A 19,803-nucleotide genomic window follows, 5' to 3' on the forward strand; every position below is an offset into this window, starting at 1 on the left:
GAATGGTAGGTGCAGCAAAATTAGTCATTAGTCAATCAATTTTAGATTTTAGATTTTAGATTTTGGATTAGACTGCAATCTAAAATACTCCCCACACTCCCCACACCTCCCACACTCCCCACACCTCCCACACTCCCCACACCTCCCACACTCCCCACACCCCAAATGCAGCGTCCTATTTTATACGTAGCTATTACTAACCACGGCTTTGGTCATGCGACTCGCACAGCTTCGGTAGCAGCAACAATTCAAAAATTATGTCCAGAGGTTTTGCTGATTATGGTGACAACTGCCCCCCGGTGGTTGTTAGAGTGCTACATAGAAGGCGACTTTATTCATCGTCCCCGCGCTTTTGATTTAGGAGTTGTGCAGTCAGATAGCTTGACAATGGATAAACAAGCGACCTTAGCCAAGTTGCAGAATATTCAAAAAAAACAAAATTCTTTAATCGCCTCAGAAGTCAATTTTATCCGTCAAAATCGGGTAAATTTAATCCTGGCAGATATTCCCTTTTTAGCACCTTTATTTGCTAAAGCCACCAAGATTCCCTGTTGGATGATGAGTAATTTTGGCTGGGACTTAATCTACCGAGATTGGGGAGACGAATTTATTCCCATTGCTGATTGGATTAGTGAATGTTATTCCCAATGTGAACACCTGTTTCGCTTACCTTTTCACGAACCCATGTCAGCGTTCAGTAATATTACAGATGTGGGCTTGACTGGTGGTTCTCCCCGTTACAGCAATGAGGAACTGCGGAAGAATTGGGGAATTACTGCACCCAGAGAAAAAACGATTTTGCTCACCTTTGGCGGTTTGGGTTTACAAAAAATCCCCTACGATAATTTACGAAATTTCCCCGATTGGCAATTTATTATTTTTGATCAGTCTGCCCCTGATTTACCGAATGTTTGCAAAATTAGTGACAAAAAATACCGCCCGGTGGATTTTATGCCGATTTGTGGGCGTGTGGTTTCTAAACCTGGTTACAGCACTTTTTCGGAAGCAGCCAAGCTGGATTTACCGATAGTGACGATTCCGCGAGATGACTTTGCGGAAGCTAAGTTTTTGTTATCCGGTATGGTTAATTACAATCAGCATCAAATGCTTACGCCAGAAGAATTTTTTACAGGTAATTGGGATTTTCTGCATCAAGCGCCCCAAGCAGCACAGCAATCTCAAGCTTTAGATAAAAATGGGAATGAGGCGATCGCTCAAGCTGTCATTGAGTATTTTACCAGACTGAAATCCTAACTACGCACAAATTTGAGTCAATGTTTCGATTAACACTTGATTTTGTGCATCTGTGCCTACACTAATGCGTAACTTATCATCCAGTCCTGGCTGTGGAAAATAGCGGATTAAAATATTTCGGGCTTTCAACTGTTGATAGAGATATTCAGCATTATTTTGGGGAGGCTGTACCAACAAAAAATTAGTATGAGAATCCCAAACATGGAAACCTAAACTTTTTAAATCCTGCGCCAACTGAGTCCGGGATGCTTTCACCTTAGCCGCACAAGCATTTTTATACTCTTGATCAATAATTGCAGCTGTTCCTAAAGCACAGGCGATCGCATCAATATTATAACTATCCTTCACCTTAAACAACCCATGCAGCAACCGTGGATTTGCCACACCAAAACCCAGCCGTAAACCAGCCAAAGAATAACCCTTAGAAAGTGTGCGAATCACAATGACATTCTCATATTCCTTCACCAAATCCAAAGCATTCTCCGCCGCAAAATCCACATAAGCCTCATCAATCACTAAAACCCCAGATAAACGGCTTGCTAGTTCTCGCAAATCCGCAATTGGGACAATATGACCCGAAGGACTATTAGGCGAAGCGATAAATGTCACAGCACCATTAGCCGCAACCAGTGCTTCCAGAGGTAACTGATAATTTTCACCATAAGGAACCTCCACCACTTCAGCCCCCTGCATTTGGCTCAAAGTCACATACAATACATAAGTAGGTATCGGGTAAACCACCTTTCTTCCTGGTTCAGTGCAAGCCCGCATCACCAAATTCAAAACTTCATCACTACCATTACCAACAATTATCCAATCACTAGGAACACCCAAGACTTGACTTGCAGCTCGGCGAAACTCTCCCCCCAACGGTTCTGGATAGCGTCGCAACCATTCCCCCTCAATATTCTTCAGCACAGCTAGCACCGCAGGCGAGGGAGGATAAGGATTTTCATTACTGTTAAGTTTAATGATATTTGTTCCTCGTGGCGGCTGTTCACCGGGGACATAACTAGCCATTGCATCGATATTAGAGCGAAAATAGTTGGTCATGGGGCATACTAGTTCTTAAAATATCTACTGAAAAATTCCCGTCGGCTTTAGCCGTGAAAGGATGTCAACTACCTATAATCCTCATAGGGAGAGCGCATTAGCTTAAAGGTAGTTAGTTGGTGTTAGCATAAGCTAGCTTTTGCTGGCGCTGAATTCCTCCCATTGCTCACTGCCTACCAAAGGTAGTTTAGCAACTTGTATGTAAAATTGTTTGGTGTGTACTTATGGGATGTTTTCAGCCTGTCAAATGCCACCTGTATTTCCAAAAATTATTGCTCGAACCAAAAAACTAACAACTATGTCATCTACTGAACCTAACCCCAATGAGTTAAATGAGGCTGAAACCCAACTTCAAACCCCAACGGAACCTGAAACAGTAACTGATGAGACTGATACTCAGGAAGTGATTGAAGAATCTGGCGCAATATTTCAAGCTATTGGGGTAATTGTTGGGGATGTCAACCTAAACACAGATGGTAAAAACACAGTTACCATTGGTACTTTTGAATACCCACTCTTCTACATTCCCCAAAAACGCAAAGTATTTGACGCTCTCAGCAAAGAAATAGAAACAACTGGAAACCGTACTTTTAGACTAGTTGTTTATCCTAAAGCCGTTCATTTTCCCCGTAAAGATCAACCCCATACCATGACCTTTCAGCTAGTAGGCTTTGATAGAGGAAGAGAACAACAGACAGTTTCAGCAGAGTTAGAAGACAACGAGTTTAAATTTTCTGGATTATGGCAATTTATTCCCGTTTGTCAAACTCCTTGCATTTCAGTTTTCCGCAACTTTACTCGTGAAAGACTTGAATATATTAAACAAGCCGAGCCAACGAGAAAAGTGAAATTTATGAAGGCCAGCCATCTACCTTTGTTCTGGAAAGATTCGCCAGTCAGACCCTTTAGATTTAACCCCAAAGCAGAAAAAGAAGACCAAGGACATCCAGTATTTGTCTCCCTCAAAGCCAAATTTTTACCTGGGCGTAATGTCTTCGGTTTTGTAGCACTATTAGCTCCTCCTCAAGAAACTGCACCGAGATTTCTCAAAGCATCCAAAAAGGATAAAGCCACAGCACTACAAGAATCTAAAAAGAACAAAGCTACCCTCCCCCAACCATCGCAAAAGGATAAGCCCAAGCCTATTAGTAATTTACCTAAACCAGTGATCAAAAAGCGCTCCCCAGAGCCAGAAGAGCCAGAGAAAGAACAAGACAAATAGTATCAGCCCACAGGCTTTAGCCTGGGGCTAATAATTGCTCACTAGAAAAATATGAGTGATCACCAAATATTTCTGCGACTTGCTGAAACTAGTGATGCGTGGGTGATAAGTGCAATTCATGTTGCTGCTATCAAAGCTTTGCCAACAACTTTTTACACCCGGAAACAACTATTAGCTTGGCGTAATTATCTCAATAAGCCTAATAGTAAATATATTTTGCGTAATATGCAAGCCGAAATTTTTTGGGTAGCTTTGAAGAATAATCAGGTCACAGGTTTTACTAGTTTCATGGTTGATGAACTAATTACACTATATGTACATCCTTATTATCAAGGTCAAGGCATTGGACGAACTTTAGTTACACATTTTTGCCAAGAAGCAGCAGCACAAGGTATAAAGGAAGTGATTACAACTGCCAGTCTTTATGCTGAAGGATTTTATAGTAAACTGGGATTTAAGGCTCTTAAAAGAGCGCCTCATCAATTAAGAACTGGGATAGTTGTTCCAGTGACTAAAATGACTAAAATGTTAACTACTGCTTGATCAAGTTATACTTTGAGTTTATTAAAACTGTATAAAATTATTGAACTAACTTGGCAATTTTATTTACAAATTGTCTCAGACTCATGCTTGTGTTTGCCAGCAAAATGACTAGAACTATCCGCTCATCTTCTCTTACCCATAGACGTTTAATCGAAGCAGCCTCACAGGTATTTGCCAGTTTAGGTGTTCAAGGCGCAACTACTCGTGAAATAGCTCGTGTGGCTGGGGTAAATGAGGTGACCTTATTTCGCCACTTTGCTAGCAAAGAACAACTGCTAAGAGCTGTAATTGAAAATGCCTTTGCTCTCCAAACAGAAGCCCTCGCTCACCCGGATGCTTGGACACACAATCTTGATGTGGATTTAAATAAGTATGCCCTGCTTTACAACTCCATGCTGGAAGCACACGAAGATTTGATTCGCACTTTTATTGGAGAAGCTAAACGTCATCCGGAAGCAGCTAGACAGGTAATTCAAGATGCTGCGAAGCCTTTGGGTGAAAAGTTGGTTGCTTACCTGGAATCTAGTCAGCAACGAGGGACGGTGAGAGGAGACTTTGACCCTGCGCCAGCAGTTGATATGTTTACGGGGATGCTATTAGCTGGGATGTTATGTCGGACTGCAAAATATCACCAAACTCGCTACAGTTCCCAAAATTATATTCAGACTTCTGTAGATATTTTTGTGCGTGGTATTGCGGTAAATATATGATGCGTAATTATGTATAGCAACCGCCAAGGTGGTTAGGACACAAAGAACACGAATTTAGCGTCAGTGATATCTACCTCATTCCGCACCATCTCCCTGTTTTAATTAATTTGTGGCAAGATTGGAATCAGGTCACAACGTACTCCAATAGGCAAATGAGATGCTGGGAAACATACTTGTGGGAAGATACCAAATTATTAGCCACTTGAGTGGTGGGGGATTTGGTGAAACCTTTGTGGCTTGTGATACTCACCTGCCTGGTTTACCTCAGTGTGTAGTCAAGAAACTCAAACCCCAAGCCACTGACCCAGTAAACTTAGAGATCGCTAGGCGTTTATTTGATACTGAAGCGCAAGTTTTGTATAAGCTGGGTATACACGATCGCATTCCCCAACTTTTGGCGTACTTTGAAGAAAATGCCGAATTTTATTTAGTACAGGAATTTATCCCCGGTCATGACCTCAGCCAAGAGTTAACGCCAGGAAAAATATTCAGTCAAGCTGAGGTTACTTCTCTAATTCAAGAAATTTTGTCAATTTTAGAATTTGTCCACGAACAAAAGGTGATTCACCGTGATGTGAACCCGCAAAATTTATTGAGAAGGGAGGAAGATGGTAAATTAATTTTGATTGACTTTGGTGCAGTGAAGCAAATCGCCACTCAGGTAATTAATACTGAACGTCAAACTAAATCAACCGTTGCTATCGGTACTCCTGGATATTTACCCAGCGAACAAGCCCAAGGAACACCAAAATTTAGCAGTGATATCTATGCGGTGGGTATAATCGCCATTCAAGCCCTCACCGGGTTATCACCAAACCAGTTAGAAATAGATATTGATAGCAATGAAATTAGTTGGGAACATTACACCACTGTTGCTTCAGAATTTGCTGAATTTATTAATAAAATGGTGTGTTATGATTTCCGCCAGCGCTATGTTTCGGCAACTGTGGCATTGGAGAAACTGCAAGAATTAATGCCACCATCATCTGGAACTATAGTGTTGAGTCCCCCTGTAACGCCAAATTCGGGTTTATCACTTCCACCAGATCCTCTATTTAAACATATAAAATTTCCTAAATATAAGAAACAGATACTGATTAAAGCATCATCGGCAGTTTTGGCGATCGCAGTAACCGGGATATCATCTATATTTATTGTTAATACTATTAATTCTAATAACGCCATTGCATTATCTGAAAAAGCCAGCACACTGTTGGCATTACAGCGCTATCAAGATGCCCTAGCCGCTTATCAGGAGTCAGTGAGTATTAGTCCAGATTTCGTTGTGGGATGGAGTGGTCAAGGTAAAACATTAACTGAGTTGAAAAAGTACGAGGAAGCACTAGCCGCTTATGATGAAGCTATTCAAATTCAACCAGATTATGTAGAAGCATGGACTGGACGAGGTTTTGTATTGCGAAATTTACAGCGCTATCCAGAGGCGATCGCATCTTTTGATCAAGCATTACAATTAGATAATAATTCTCCAGAAGTCTGGTACGCTAAAGGAGAAATATTTAGCACTTTACAGCAATATAATAACGCTATTCAAGCTTATGAAAAAGCGCTAGAAATTAAACCAAATTATTACGAAGCCTGGTATAAACAGGGGCTAGCATTCCACAGCTTAAAGCAATATGATGAGGCAGTTACAGCCTATGATAAAGCTATTGACTTTAAGCCAGATTATGGACAGGCTTGGTATAGTCTCGGCAATTCTTTATTCAATTTAAATCGGTTTGATCAGGCTTTAAAAGCCTATGATAAAGCAGTACAATACAGACCAGATTTTTACCCAGCTTGGTTTTCCAGAAGTAATATTCTAATTATTTTACGCCGCTATCCCCAAGCCATTGAATCTTATGATCAAGCAATTAAACGTAATAATAAGGATTATCAAGCATGGTACAGCCGTGGTTGGGCATTGCACCAAAGCCAGCGTTATGAAGAAGCAGTACAATCTTATAATAAAGCCGCAGCTATCAAAGGAAATGATTATCAGATTTGGTATAACTTAGGAAATTCTCAATATATTTTACAGAAATATCCAGAAGCCATTAAATCTTACAATAAAGCGATTCGTTATCAACCCAATCACTCCGAAAGTTGGTATAGCAAAGGAAATGCTTTATTTAATTTGCAAAAATTTGAAGAAGCCATTACATTTTATGATCAGGCTATAAAATATAAGCCGAATTATCGAGAAGCAATTAAAGCTCGTAACGAAGCCCAAAGCCAGTTACCACCAGAAGAATCACAGTTTATAATAGTCCCAACCATCCCCAAGTCAGAAAACTAATAGAGACGTTATTAGGACTTACGCAACAATTGCCAAAAATATTGATTTATCTAACCGCCAAGCCGCCAAGAACGCCAAGAAAACGTAGATTATGCGTAAGTCCTAGTTATATCTAAAGCTGCACAGAATCATATAATCCATTAATTCATCCATCTTCATCTGCGTCCATCCGCGTTCATCTGCGTTCAATTATTCTATGCAGCTTCAACTTCATGATATTACATAAAACGCCTCTAAAATTCATTCTAGCGAATATTCACCTCTTGCAGATGATTTTCTGGATGAAAATTCCCAGTTGTATTACTTGGCAAATTTAAAGCCATACTTTGACTTTGCAGTTGTTGTTTTTTAGTATATTCATTGAGTTTCACCTGAGCATGAGCGTAAACGGGAGTATTTTTCGGAATTTTACGCAGAAATTTCACAGCACTATGAAAGTCACCAATTGATGCTTTCATTTGAGCATTATATAGGAAATAAGCCGCTCTAATTTGCCGCTTTTCATTGTACTCAGCCAGTTTTTCTTGAACTAAAGCACCCGCAGAACTTTCTGGGGGAATTTGACTGAGATATTCGATAGCAGTGGAAAATTCTCTAGCTATGGCTTTTTCGTAAGCTTGTGATAATAAATTTTGTGTTTCTGTGTCGATGTTAACTTGTGCTTCCTGTACGAGTTGATCTAGTTTGGATTGCCAATATAAAATATCTGGTAATTTCGGTGCAACATCCAAAACATCTGACCATCTACGCTCATTTAAAGCTTGTTCAGCGATTTTGTATTGTTCAGCTGCCATTTGCCATTGTTGTTCCCATTCTTCGATGATGGCTTGAGCTTCTGGATAAACATTACTATAAGCAGGAATTGATTTAACCAAAGCCAGAGCTTTTTCTAAATCTCCGGTTTGATATTCTTCTGTAGCTTTATATAAAGTTTCAGTTTCTGAATAAGCGGGAGAATTATTCGTGACGGAATATATTCCTAATCCCATTAATAAAGAATTAGCCGCTAAACCGACTTTCATTCCTGTCATTAATGGGGATAATTGTCCAGATTTGAATTGTTTTCCTATGGAATTACTTTTAACGCTGGGTTGTATTTTACTTTCCCGCACCATTTGCTGAAGTACGTACAATACTTCATCAGCAGACTCAAACCGCGCTTGGTAATCATAGCGAATCATTTGACTGAGAACAGCAGCTAAATAATCATCAACTGATATATCCTGAGTACGCCAAATAACCTCACGAGTTTGAGGATCTACTTTTAATTGCAGTGGTTCTATTCCTGTTAAAGCCTTAATGCCAATCATACCCACAGCATAAATATCACTGTTCAGCTGTGTTTGTCCAATAAATTGTTCTGGTGCTATGTATCCTAGTGAATTTATGGGAATGCGATCAATAGGTAATTCCTCATATTGATCTTGATCAATAGTCTGTATAAAACTAAAGTCAGTTAAAACAAACTTACCAGTCAGAGTATGTCTGATCAAGTTTTCTGGTTTAATATCACAATGGATAACACCTTGAGAGTGAATAAATTTGACAATATTTAAGATATCTTCTAATAATTCTACGACTTCAGTTTCATTCCAAATACATCCCCAATATTGGTTAACGGGTAATTCTGTAGTTAAGGAGTGTCCTTCGATCAACTCTTGTACTAGATAGAATTGCTCATTTTCTTCAAAACAGGTGATTAATTGGGGGATTTGATCATGACTTCCGAGAAGATCAAGAGTTACTGTTTCTGTCAGAAAGGATAATCTTAAGCTGTCTAATTCGCTGGGGGAAAGATTGCTAGTATCCAGGTTTTTAATCACACATTTGGTTTTGTCTGGGTGATTCCGGTCTACAGCGATGTATTTCTCTCCGAATACACCTTCACCTAGACTTTGGACGATTTCATAATGTCCTTGTAGTACTTTACCGATCATGTGATAGTTCATAAGCTGGTTACTTAAGAAGTCCTCATAATAGATTTCTGTAAATTACCAGTGTGTTCCGGAAGGCTGGAAAATAAATTGCTGTAGTGTCAATGACTGAAACTAACTTTTGGGTTCTTGATCTGCTTCGGTAACTTCGGCGTTATTTGTTAATGGCTTGACGACGCGGGCGATCGCCTCTTGAATAAAAGTCTGAATAAATTCATCTCGGCGATTTAACTTAAATTGTTCTTTAACTACTTCAGTCATTCCACCATCACCCCAGTCTTGGTCATGGCGAAAATATTCGATAAAACTTTTACCTGCAATGCGCGTTAAATATGCTGCTGTTACACCTTGAATTGCCCTTCCAATTACAAAAGTAGCAACATGAAATTGCAAGGCTGTAGATATTAATTGAATTGCGCCTTTAACTATTCCTAAACTAGCGATGGTTTTAGCTAAGGAAAGAGCTAATTCTTTACCTCGTTCCATGTTCAGTTCACAACCGTAAACTCTGCCAATTTCCACTACCATTTGAGCATTGACAGCTGCGGTTGCGAGTAGGTCTACAACTGGGAGGGGGGTGACTGATACGACACCAGCCCCAATCCACTGAAAGCGATCCACGATTTTATCGGCTTGACGGCGACGTTGCACATCAATCAAATTGCGGGCTTCTTCTCCTAAGCGTAGGGATTGGAGAAGAATATTATCTGCTACCAAATCCTCACCCTCAGCCCGTAAAATTGCCGCCATGCGCCGTAGTAAAGGGATGATATCGGGTTCTGGGTGGAAGGTTTCCCCTGTTTCTAGTTGTGCAGATTGGGGATTTGCGGCGATCGCCACCACATCATTAGCAGCAATAAATCCCCCTACCCGTTGACGTAAGCGGGCAATAATTGATTCTTGATCGACATCTGTGTATAAATCAGTTTTATTGAGAATTAAGAGCGATCGCTTACCAATTTCCGCCAAACTGCGTAACGGTTCATATTCCGAACGGCGCAAATCATTATCCACCACAAACAACAATAAATCGGCGGAAGTTGCCAATTCTCGCGCTAATTGTTCCCGTTCCGTTCCTTCCACCCCAGCCTCTAAAATCCCCGGCGTATCCGTAATTAAAATTTTCCGTTCCAACCCCTTCAACCGCAAACAATAGGTTTCCCCCGCCTGGGTAGTTCCCATTGGGGAATTTACCTCACCCACCATCCGCCCCATAATGGCATTCACCAGAGAAGTTTTTCCTGCACTTCCCGTCCCAAATACCACTACTTGAATTTCACCCCGTGCCAGATTTACTTCAATTTCCCGCGATTTACTTAATAAAGCCTGTCGCGTGACTTCATCTTGAATTTGCGCTACCTGTTGCTTCACAGCCTTGAGAGTTGTAGAAGCTGCATCAGACTTAGCGGCGGGAATTTCTGCGGCTGTAACTCGTCGGCGTTGGCGACCGGATCTCTTTTCCCCACCTTGTAAAATCAATACATAATAAACAAAAGCTACAACCAAGCCCCCAATTAATAAAACCAGCAACAGCAACAGCAAATTGCCCAGCAGTGGAGAATAAGACAACTGCCAGTACAGCCGAGACAGGGAGTCAATCAGCCAGAGGCTTAATCCTAAAATGACGATTAAACCAACAATTAGTGTAACTAGGCGCGACAGAGGCATGGATGGCACAATTAGTTACTCGATTTGAATGGGCTAATGTTTCTCATATTAGTGTTTTCTGGAGTATTCGGGATTTTTTAGGAATTAAGATTAAACGAACCGCAGAGGCGCAGAGGACACAGAGAAATCAAGAAGTCAGAGGAATATTTTGTTTAGGTTCAGGACTTATGCAACAATTGCCAAAAATCTTGATTTATCGTTCGCGTAGCGTGCGCGAAGCGCATACCGCCAAGAACGCCAAGAAAACGTAGATTATGCGTAAGTAATAAGGTTATGGGATGTATTTTTAATTGGGAAGTCTCTAAAGAGGGATAAAAAGCAGGGAAAGGGAGTGAATTAGAAATTTTTCCTCTTCTCCCCTGCACCCTGCCCCCCTGCCTCTTCTGCTATCTGTCTACAGATCCCATGATCACGTCAACACTACCGAGAATGACGACAATATCTGCAACCTTCATCCCTCGTAAGAGTTCGGGGACAATTTGCAGGTTGTTGAAATCAGCAGCGCGAATTTTCCAACGCCAAGGGAAGCCATTATCATCACCAACGAGGTAAATTCCTAGTTCACCTTTGCCGCTTTCTACACGAGAATAGATTTCACCTTTGGGCATTTTAAAGGTGGGGGCAACTTTTTTGCCGATGTATTGGTAATCAAAGGCATCCCACTCGGATTTTTTACCCGCCGCCATTCGCTTGGCTTCGAGGTTTTCGTAGGGGCCTCCAGGTAGTCCTTGAATGGCTTGGCGAATAATTTTGACAGATTCGCGCATTTCCCGCATCCGCACCATATAACGGGCTAAACAATCGCCGGCGGTTTCCCACTGCACATCCCAGTCGAAATCGTCGTAACATTCGTAGTGGTCAACTTTCCGCAAGTCCCATTTCACGCCGGAACCGCGTAACATGGGGCCAGATAATCCCCAGTTGATGGCTTGTTCGCGGGTGATAGTCCCAATACCTTCAATCCGACGGCGAAAGATGGGGTTATTAGTTACCAAACGTTCGTACTCGTCAACTTTGGGTAGGAAGTAATCACAGAAATCTAAGCATTTATCTACCCAGCCATAGGGTAAGTCTACTGCTACGCCACCAACTCGGAAGTAGTTATGATTTACCATGCGGTATCCGGTGGCTGCTTCCCACAGGTCATAAATCATTTCCCGTTCTCGGAATTGGTAGAAGAAGGGAGTTTGTGCGCCTACGTCGGCGAGAAAGGGGCCAAACCAGAGTAAGTGGTTAGCAATGCGGTTGAGTTCCAGCATGATGACGCGAATGTAGCTGGCGCGTTTGGGAACGGTGATACCTGCTAGCTGTTCCGGGGCGTTAACGGTGACTGCTTCGTTAAACATCCCGGCTGCGTAGTCCCACCGACTCACATAGGGGACGTACATTACAGTAGTCCGGTTTTCGGCAATTTTTTCCATTCCCCGGTGCAGATAGCCAATTACCGGTTCACAATCAACGACATCTTCGCCATCCAATGTGACAATTAACCGCAAAACCCCGTGCATTGAGGGGTGGTGTGGCCCCATATTCAGCACCATTGGTTCGGTGCGGGTTTCTAGTTTTGCCATAGGTTCCTTGTTCTCCCGTTATGAAAATTTCAAGTTGAACTGCATAATGCCCACCAGACTCGATTAATCCTGTCTGCCAAAATCAGGTAGGGGAAATATTTTTGATTAGTCGCTTGAGCAGCGTCTACATCTATTGCCCGTACAGGAGTATGTTGGAGAGGAGTGGCAGCAAAGAGATTTTACTTGCTGTTTTATTTTGTTTCACTTCTTCAACTATTATATGGAGCTTGAGATTGAGGGAATTGTAGGCGCTGAATTTCTTCATGTGCCAGTTTTAAGCCAGGAGGTGGTTGCAGGGTTGGCGATACGCCCCGGCGGTCATTATTTGGATGCAACGGTGGGTGGTGGTGGTCATAGTCGCCTGATTTTAGAGGCTGCAAAGGATGTGCGGCTCACGGCTATTGACCAGGATGAGGATGCTTTAGTGGCGGCGCAAAAGCATTTAGCTGAGTTTGGTGAGCGGGTGGAGTTTATTTCTAGCAATTTTTCGGCTTATAAATATACTCCTAACACTTTCGATGGTATTTTAGCTGATTTAGGTGTGAGTTCTTACCATTTAGACCAGCCAGAACGGGGTTTTAGCTTTCGTCATGCTGCGAATTTGGATATGCGTATGGATCAGCGCCAGTCTTTAACTGCTGCTGATGTGATTAATGAGTGGGATGAGAGGGAGTTAGCGGATATTTTCTTTAAATATGGTGAGGAAAGACTATCGCGGCGGATTGCACGACGAATTGTGGAAAGACGACCTTTTGAAAGTACTACGGAATTGGCTGAGGCGATCGCCTATGCTGTCCCCCGTCAATATCGTTATGGTCGGATTCATCCAGCTACGCGGGTGTTTCAAGCTTTGCGAATTGTGGTCAATGATGAGTTAAAGGCTTTGGAAACTTTTTTAGATCAAGCCCCTAACGCTCTGCTTCCTGGTGGACGCATTGCCATTATCAGTTTTCACAGCCTGGAAGACCGCCCAGTAAAACATGGTTTACGTAATTCTCCTTTAGTAAAGGTCTTGACAAAAAAGCCAATAACTGCTCAAGAGGAAGAATTAGCAGGGAATCCGCGATCGCGCTCCGCCAAGTTGAGGATAGCCGAAAAAATCACCATCGACTCATAGATTAGGGAGGATTCCTATGGATACTATTTAAAAGACTTTGGCAATTTTCCGTTACATTTTTTAAAATGTCTGTTACATTGCTTAACAGGGGAAAGAAAAACCCGTACTAATTCCTACCTAGAGTGTTAAGCATGAAAAGCACAACCGCAACCACCACAACAGCAACAGAAAACCGCAACGCTTGGAATTGGGGATTCACCACCCAAACCGAAAACTGGAACGGTCGTCTAGCAATGATTGGTTTTGTTGCAGCAGCTTTAATCGAAGTTTTTTCTGGTCAAGGTTTCCTTCACTTCTGGGGTATTCTCTAATATTTAAGTTTCCGTCCCGACCCTAATATGATTGAGCCACAGAAGGTTAACAGGTGTTAACCTTTTTTGGTGTTATACCAATGATTTGTGAGGCTGCATATTATTTTTACCTCCCCTACACTAGAAAAATCTCCTTCCCTCCTCCCTTGCGGGAAGGGTTAGGGAGAAATTATTTTTATGCATCTTTATCAGGACTTACGCAAAATTATGAAAAAACGAACCACGTTCGCGTAGCGTCTCCCCCTGGGAGAAGGACACAAAGGACACGTTAGCGCAGCGTCTCCCCTTGGGAGAAGTAAAGAGGGTTTCAGAGAGTTCTTGCGTAAGTCCTATTTATATGAAATCGGTGTTAGTACTTTGGGAATCAAGAGACAATAATTGCCCACATACTAATCCCTAAACCGATAGCTGCTAAATGTTGCCAAAGGAGCGATCGCACAGGTTGACGGGCAATTTTTTGAGTTAAAATCATCGTGCATAATACTGAGAAAATCAGAGTCGCACCTTGCAAAAAGCCAATCACAGCCGGATGAGCAACCAAAATTGGTAACTGTTCCCCATTTAAACCAAAAGTAGCCAAAAATACTGGTAAAATTCGTCCACCTTCACCCAAACCCAAACGCAGATAATGAGCTAAGTTACCCCCCAGTACCAATGGTAAGTAACCATAGGTAAGTTCTAGAAATGGTCGTGGTTTGCGCCCAAACTTAGTTAACTGCATTAAGCCATAAGCTGCAAAAATTACAGCCGTGGGGATGATTAAAGTCAGTAGAGAAAATCCCAAATGCTGCCAAAACAAACTTAAATCCAGAGGTAAATCTAACCAAGCTTGTAACTCTGGTAAGCGATGTAAATACACTCCACCCAGTAGCAAAAATAATAACGCCACTTCATAGCTATGGGGTGTATGAGTTGTCCATAATTCAATGGCTGGGGGACGTAAATTAAACTCAACGGAACGATGGGGACAAGCTTTCAGACAAGTCATACATAATACACAGTCTTTATTATCTTGCAACTGCGCCGGGTGAGAATATAAGGGACAGCCATTAGTTTCCAGACCTTCGCCCTTTTCGGGACCACCTTTGTAACACTGATAGGTAGTGCAGGAAGCCGAACAGATACCTTGCTGCGCCCGGAGTTCGGTCATTGAGAGTTTGGCAAATAAACCGTTCATCCCCCCAATGGGACAAAGATAGCGACACCAAAACCGCCGCTCAAAAATAGCTGAGAAAATCATCGCCCCAGCCGTAATTAACAGTAGTAAACAAGCGGAAAGGTAAGCAGTATTTTGTAAATCCCAGAGTTCTTCCCAGAGGAAAATCAGGGTAAAGAGTGCAAATAAAAACCATCCGCCCCATTTTTCGGCTTGTTGTCTCGGCCAGCCTTTGAGTTTTCGAGGAAACAGCCATAGGGAAAGTTTTTGCGTAATTTCCCCATAGATCATAAACGGACAGACAGAACACCAGATCCGACCTAAGAAGGGAAAGAGAAGCAGAAAGAAAGGCCACCACCAAGCCCAAAATAAATTTAAACCAAAATTGCGATCGCGTGTTTGCGGTCCAATGAATAAAATGGCGATCATCGCCGCAAACCCCACCACAGTCACACCATAATTAATCCGGTCTGGCCACCAAGGACTCCGCAGAAATTTCCGTAACCCAGGATAAGCATTCAAAAGATTGAAACGTAATTGCTTTTTCTGGGTTTGGGCTGACCAAAATATTTCTTCTGTTAACTCTCGTCCATCTCCTACCTGTACAATAGCCCGTTCTACAATATTTTTTAACTCCTTGAGATTACCGGGGAAATCGTAAGATTGTAAGCGGCGCACAGCTTCGGGGGTAATATGCGGTTTAGTAAGACCCTTCCCCCGAATATAAAGGCTAGTGTAATATTCTACTTGGGCTTGAATATCTGTTTTCCGTACCCGTAGAGGTGGAACTTTAATGATATTACCAACGCACCGTTCAATATCCGATTGAGTTTTTTCGGAAACAATGATCACGCGGGCTTGACAAGAACGAGGTTCAGCAGGTGGTTCTCCCGAACGAGTTAGAGGAGTATATTTACCTGTTTCTAGCAACTGGGTTACAGGGGGTAATAATACAGGCGGTAATTCTTGAATATTGTTAAAAACAATAGTTCCTTTCCCTACCCATTCTAAGAGTCCTGGCTTACCACCAGCGCGGCCGAATAAATCCATACCACTAGTTTGGAGAATCCCACAGTTGACCTTAATTATCGGTTCTTGTCTTTTGGGTGAACCGTAGTGAATTAGGGCGGCGATATTATCTTTTTCTAGACCTGGTTCCCCAAAAATTTCTACAGACTGGCTGTTAGTTGCAGCTGCTCTAATTTGCTCTCGCAGACGCACCGCATAGCGACTTGTACCGACAATTCCGCGTTGGGCTTTGGTAACCAAATATGGACGTAACGCTACAGCACGTTCCTGTTCATAGCCCAGTGCAGATGTTACCTCTGCTAATTCTTGAGCTAGTAAACGGGAAAAAACCTGAGCAATTTCGGGGTATTGGGCAACTAATGACTGAAATTGAGCAGCAGATATCACCCACAGGTGGCATTCCGTGACAGTGGTAATTGTACTAGGAGTTAACTGATCTAACAGCAATTCTTTGAGTAGAATAATCGCCCCAGGAAGAAAGCCACAGGCTAATGCTGAGTTATCTTTATTAGTAGTGTTGCTTTCCAGTTGCCCTTGTTGGAGAATATAAAGCGTTTCTGGGGAAGTACCTTCAGTAATTAAATTACTTTTAGGTGGAAAAACTTTGACCGAAATCACTTGCGCGATCGCATCTAGTACCGGAGGTGAGAGAATTCCTAGAGGAGTGCGTTCTTGTAGCCATATAACCGTTTCTGGAGATGTCATCATATATTCTCCCTGCGGGTTCCTTGATAAAGGGATGATCGTTGATCAGGATTTGTAAATGCCTTTATTTTTATGAGGTTTTATTATTCTACCTGCGGTGTGTTTCACTCACATTAGTTAATCTCCCTCCAAAAATGCATTTAGTATCAGCATACTAAGCGTTTACAACGAATGGTGGGTGGAAATCAATCAATGAGATGGTTTTTTTATCTGTATTGACTGATCATAGTTGTGTCTAAGTTATTTTAGATTAAGTATATATAGAAACAGCCAAGGAGGTTAGAACATAAACTGATAATAAAACCAAGACACCAAGAGGGTCTTAACCGAGTCCCCAGCTATAGATGAGGAATTGGTATTACCTGCTCACAAATACTAAAGATATTCTAGAAAATAGAGCTTGAAAATCAGATTAATTGACCAATGTTTTTCCAGCCAGAATTCGTAGCTATGAAAATTGAAGGATAAGCAATGCCAGTAAATGAACGGGAACGAATACGCCACCTGTTGGTGGTCCAAGACTTGGAAAAGAAGCAGACTATCCCGCTTCAGGAGACTACTTATTCACTGGGAAGACATCGTAAAAACTCTATTGTCCTCAATTCACCTTCCGTATCCAGGCAACATGCAATTTTATTGCGGGTAACTATTCCAGAAACTGACCAATATAGTTTTCGGATTATAGATGGTAATTTTTCCGGCAGGGGTAGTAGTAATGGTTTATTAATCAATGGGAATAAATGCTTCTCACATCACCTCAAGCATGGGGACACCGTTGTATTTGGAGATTTTCAAGCCCAAGCTCAATATTATGCAGTTTCTAACCTTTCAGATCAAGAATTTTTAGCTTCTTGTCAGGCTACAGACCTATCTCATTTACTGGAAGAACAAGGGAACTCTGTTAGTCATCTTCAAACTTTATTAATTGATCCTGATGACGAAAGAATTAATGATACAGCCTTAGCTCGACTAGCTTCTTTCCCGGAATTGATCCCTAACCCCATTATTGAGATGGATTTAAAGGGGAAAGTAACTTATCTCAATCCAGCAGCCTACGTGGAATTTCCCGAACTCAAAAGAATAGGCAAAAACCATCCTGTCCTGAGAGACTTAATGACTTTAGTTCTTAATCATCAGGAAAATCCTTTTCTGCGGGAGATCCAAGTTGGTGAAAAATTTTTTGAACAATCAGTACATTTTCTCCCAGAGAGTTATTTAATTAGAACCTTTATTGCTAGGGATATTACAGCGCAAAAACAAGCTGAATTCGAGCTTCAGCAACGCGATCGCCTACTACAGGCAGTTGCTGAAGCAGCTAATAACTTACTGGTGGAAATGAACTATGAAATCGCCATTGACAAAGCCTTAGCTGTGCTAGGGGAAGCTGCTAGAGTAGATCGGGTCTATCTTTTTACCAACCATATTCATTCAGTTACAGCAGAAACGCTAGTTAGTCTGGAGTGTGAATGGACAAACATTAACACCGGGTCATCCCTTCAAAACTGGCAGAATCGGACTTATCAATCTCCTGAATTAAAACGTTGGTATGATCTTCTCTCTAGTGGACAACCTATTAAAGGAATAACCAGAGAATTTCCACCAGGCGAGCAAGAATTACTCACCAAAGAAGGCATCAAATCTTTGCTGTTATTACCCCTGCGGCTAGAGGAACAATTTTCTGGTTTTCTAGGCTTGGCAGATTGTTCAACAGAGCGCCTGTGGTCAAAACATGAAGAATCTACATTGTTGACAATGGCAGCTAGTATTACTGCTGTTTGGCAGCGTCAGCAAGTGGAAGAGAAAATCCGGTTTCAGGCTCTTCACGATCTCTTAACTGGATTACCCAATCGGCTGTTATTTAATGAGGTGCTAGAGAAGGCCTTACCCAATGCGCTGCGTAGTGGTGAAAGTTTAGCTGTAATGTTTGTGGATTTAGATCGTTTCAAAGTTATCAATGACACACTGGGTCACACAGTGGGAGACCGATTGTTACAAGAAGTAGCTCAAAGATTCAAAGATTCCCTCAGAAGTGGGGATACGATCGCTCGTTGGGGAGGTGATGAATTTACAATCTTACTACCCCAAGTAAATTATCTGGAAGAGGTTTCCCAAGTCGCAGAGAGAATTTTAGTCTCCTTAGAGAATGTATTTTATCTGCATGAACATGAACTTCATATCAGTGCGAGTATCGGTATTGCCCTACTAAATAAACACAGTGCTGATGCCGAAACTTTAATTCAGCACGCCGATACTGCTTTATATTATGCCAAGGATAAGGGTAGAAATAATTACCAGTTCTACACCAACACCTTAAATACCAAAACTCCTGAGATTTTGACTTTCGAGAAGAGCTTACGCTATGCCCTAGAAAGGAAAGAATTAAAGGTATATTATCAGCCAAAAATTAATATTATTACTAGGAAAGTTACTGGTATGGAGGCGTTATTGCGTTGGGAGCATCCAGAAATGGGACTCATAGCACCCAATGTTTTCATTCCAATAGCTGAGGAAAGTGGGTTAATTATCCCTATTGGTGAATGGGTATTACGCACAGCCTGTCTTCAGAATCAAGTTTGGCAGCAAGCGGGATTCTCTCCCGTGACAATCTCTGTAAATTTATCTCCGAAACAGTTTCACCAACCGCAATTAGTGAATATGGTAGCTAGTATTCTAGAGCAGACAGGTTTAGCAGCGCAATTTTTAGATTTAGAAATTACAGAAACTACAGCTATTGAAGATTTAGAGTTTAGTAAAACTGTGTTGCAAAATTTAGCAGAGATGGGGGTTAATCTTTCCATTGATGACTTTGGTACTGGTCATTCTTCCCTCTCCCGCTTACAAACATTACCATTTCACAATTTAAAAATTGATAAATCTTTTATCCAGGAGTTGACAAAAGATATAAAAGTTACTCATATTGTTCAGGCGATCGTTAATTTGGGGCAGAGTTTGGGATTGAGATTAACCGCCGAAGGTGTAGAGAAACAAGAGGAACTGGATTTCTTGGCATTGATAAACTGTGAGGATGTCCAGGGTTTTCTTTTCCATAAGGCGCTTTCAGCAACTAAGGCTACAGAAATTTTGCAACTTGAACAGAAGAATCTTTGACATACTCCCAGCCCCAGAAGGGACAGGGATTCTAGGATACTGGCGGAAAATGCGGACTCAAGCCCGTCTAACTTTTCCTCTCCTACTGGAAAATGCCCTCACCAGTTGGATTATTCCAAACTA

At 41.7% G+C, this 19,803-nt stretch carries 14 protein-coding genes; 9 read left to right on the plus strand and 5 right to left on the minus strand.

The window, feature by feature from the left end:
* The first annotated feature begins 165 nt into the window (after window positions 1–165).
* Entirely contained in the window at window positions 166–1,254 is a 1,089-nt protein-coding gene (locus VB620_RS20210; protein ID WP_323197949.1) for a glycosyl transferase, read from the plus strand.
* Here the strand turns inward: VB620_RS20210 and hisC are convergent, their stop codons facing one another.
* The gene (gene hisC, locus VB620_RS20215) at window positions 1,255–2,307 is read right to left on the minus strand and encodes a histidinol-phosphate transaminase (RefSeq protein ID WP_323197950.1); all 1,053 of its coding nucleotides are present in this window, start codon (window positions 2,305–2,307) and stop codon (window positions 1,255–1,257) included.
* A 298-nt stretch (window positions 2,308–2,605) separates the two neighbouring features.
* Between hisC and VB620_RS20220 the strand changes: the two genes are divergently transcribed.
* The 4 genes from VB620_RS20220 (at window position 2,606) to VB620_RS20235 (ending at window position 7,081) form a co-directional block, all read left to right on the plus strand.
* Window positions 2,606–3,529 carry a hypothetical protein gene (locus tag VB620_RS20220; RefSeq protein ID WP_323197951.1) on the plus strand — a complete coding sequence of 308 codons (924 nt, stop codon included), beginning with the start codon at window positions 2,606–2,608 and terminating at the stop codon, window positions 3,527–3,529.
* Between the two features lie 51 nt (window positions 3,530–3,580).
* A complete protein-coding gene (locus VB620_RS20225) occupies window positions 3,581–4,072 on the plus strand; it encodes a GNAT family N-acetyltransferase (RefSeq protein ID WP_323197952.1) in 492 nt (163 codons plus the stop codon).
* Between the two features lie 104 nt (window positions 4,073–4,176).
* Window positions 4,177–4,782: a TetR/AcrR family transcriptional regulator gene (locus VB620_RS20230; protein ID WP_323197953.1), complete on the plus strand. Its 606-nt coding sequence runs from the start codon at window positions 4,177–4,179 to the stop codon at window positions 4,780–4,782.
* Between the two features lie 157 nt (window positions 4,783–4,939).
* The gene (locus VB620_RS20235) at window positions 4,940–7,081 is read left to right on the plus strand and encodes a tetratricopeptide repeat protein (RefSeq protein ID WP_323197954.1); all 2,142 of its coding nucleotides are present in this window, start codon (window positions 4,940–4,942) and stop codon (window positions 7,079–7,081) included.
* Window positions 7,082–7,326: 245 nt separating this feature from the next.
* Here VB620_RS20235 and VB620_RS20240 read toward each other — a convergent pair whose 3' ends face one another.
* Window positions 7,327–9,030 (minus strand): serine/threonine-protein kinase, encoded by a 1,704-nt coding sequence (locus VB620_RS20240; RefSeq protein ID WP_323197955.1) that lies wholly within the window; start codon window positions 9,028–9,030, stop codon window positions 7,327–7,329.
* 99 nt (window positions 9,031–9,129) lie between these two features.
* The gene (locus tag VB620_RS20245; protein WP_323197956.1) at window positions 9,130–10,683 is read right to left on the minus strand and encodes a YcjF family protein; all 1,554 of its coding nucleotides are present in this window, start codon (window positions 10,681–10,683) and stop codon (window positions 9,130–9,132) included.
* A 2-nt stretch (window positions 10,684–10,685) separates the two neighbouring features.
* Here VB620_RS20245 and VB620_RS20250 point away from each other — a divergent pair, with 2 nt between their 5' ends.
* Window positions 10,686–10,934 (plus strand): hypothetical protein, encoded by a 249-nt coding sequence (locus VB620_RS20250; RefSeq protein ID WP_323197957.1) that lies wholly within the window; start codon window positions 10,686–10,688, stop codon window positions 10,932–10,934.
* Window positions 10,935–11,069: 135 nt separating this feature from the next.
* Here VB620_RS20250 and VB620_RS20255 read toward each other — a convergent pair whose 3' ends face one another.
* Window positions 11,070–12,254, minus strand: coding sequence for an NAD(P)H-quinone oxidoreductase subunit H (locus tag VB620_RS20255; protein ID WP_323197958.1), 1,185 nt, complete (start codon window positions 12,252–12,254; stop codon window positions 11,070–11,072).
* Window positions 12,255–12,474: 220 nt separating this feature from the next.
* On the opposite strand from VB620_RS20255, the gene rsmH reads away from it, so the two are divergent.
* Together rsmH and VB620_RS20265 are read left to right on the plus strand one after the other, a co-directional pair.
* Complete coding sequence (gene rsmH / locus VB620_RS20260; RefSeq protein ID WP_323197959.1) at window positions 12,475–13,371, plus strand: 16S rRNA (cytosine(1402)-N(4))-methyltransferase RsmH; 897 nt, start codon at window positions 12,475–12,477, stop codon at window positions 13,369–13,371.
* Between the two features lie 131 nt (window positions 13,372–13,502).
* Entirely contained in the window at window positions 13,503–13,682 is a 180-nt protein-coding gene (locus tag VB620_RS20265; RefSeq protein WP_323197960.1) for a high light inducible protein, read from the plus strand.
* Window positions 13,683–14,046: 364 nt separating this feature from the next.
* On the opposite strand, the gene VB620_RS20270 is transcribed toward VB620_RS20265, so the two are convergent.
* Window positions 14,047–16,572 (minus strand): cyclic nucleotide-binding domain-containing protein, encoded by a 2,526-nt coding sequence (locus VB620_RS20270; protein ID WP_323197962.1) that lies wholly within the window; start codon window positions 16,570–16,572, stop codon window positions 14,047–14,049.
* Window positions 16,573–17,043: 471 nt separating this feature from the next.
* On the opposite strand from VB620_RS20270, the gene VB620_RS20275 reads away from it, so the two are divergent.
* Complete coding sequence (locus VB620_RS20275) at window positions 17,044–19,680, plus strand: EAL domain-containing protein (RefSeq protein WP_323197961.1); 2,637 nt, start codon at window positions 17,044–17,046, stop codon at window positions 19,678–19,680.
* The last annotated feature ends 123 nt before the right edge of the window (window positions 19,681–19,803 follow it).

It is taken from the genome of Nodularia harveyana UHCC-0300, from assembly GCF_034931085.1.
GTDB lineage: Bacteria > Cyanobacteriota > Cyanobacteriia > Cyanobacteriales > Nostocaceae > Nodularia > Nodularia harveyana.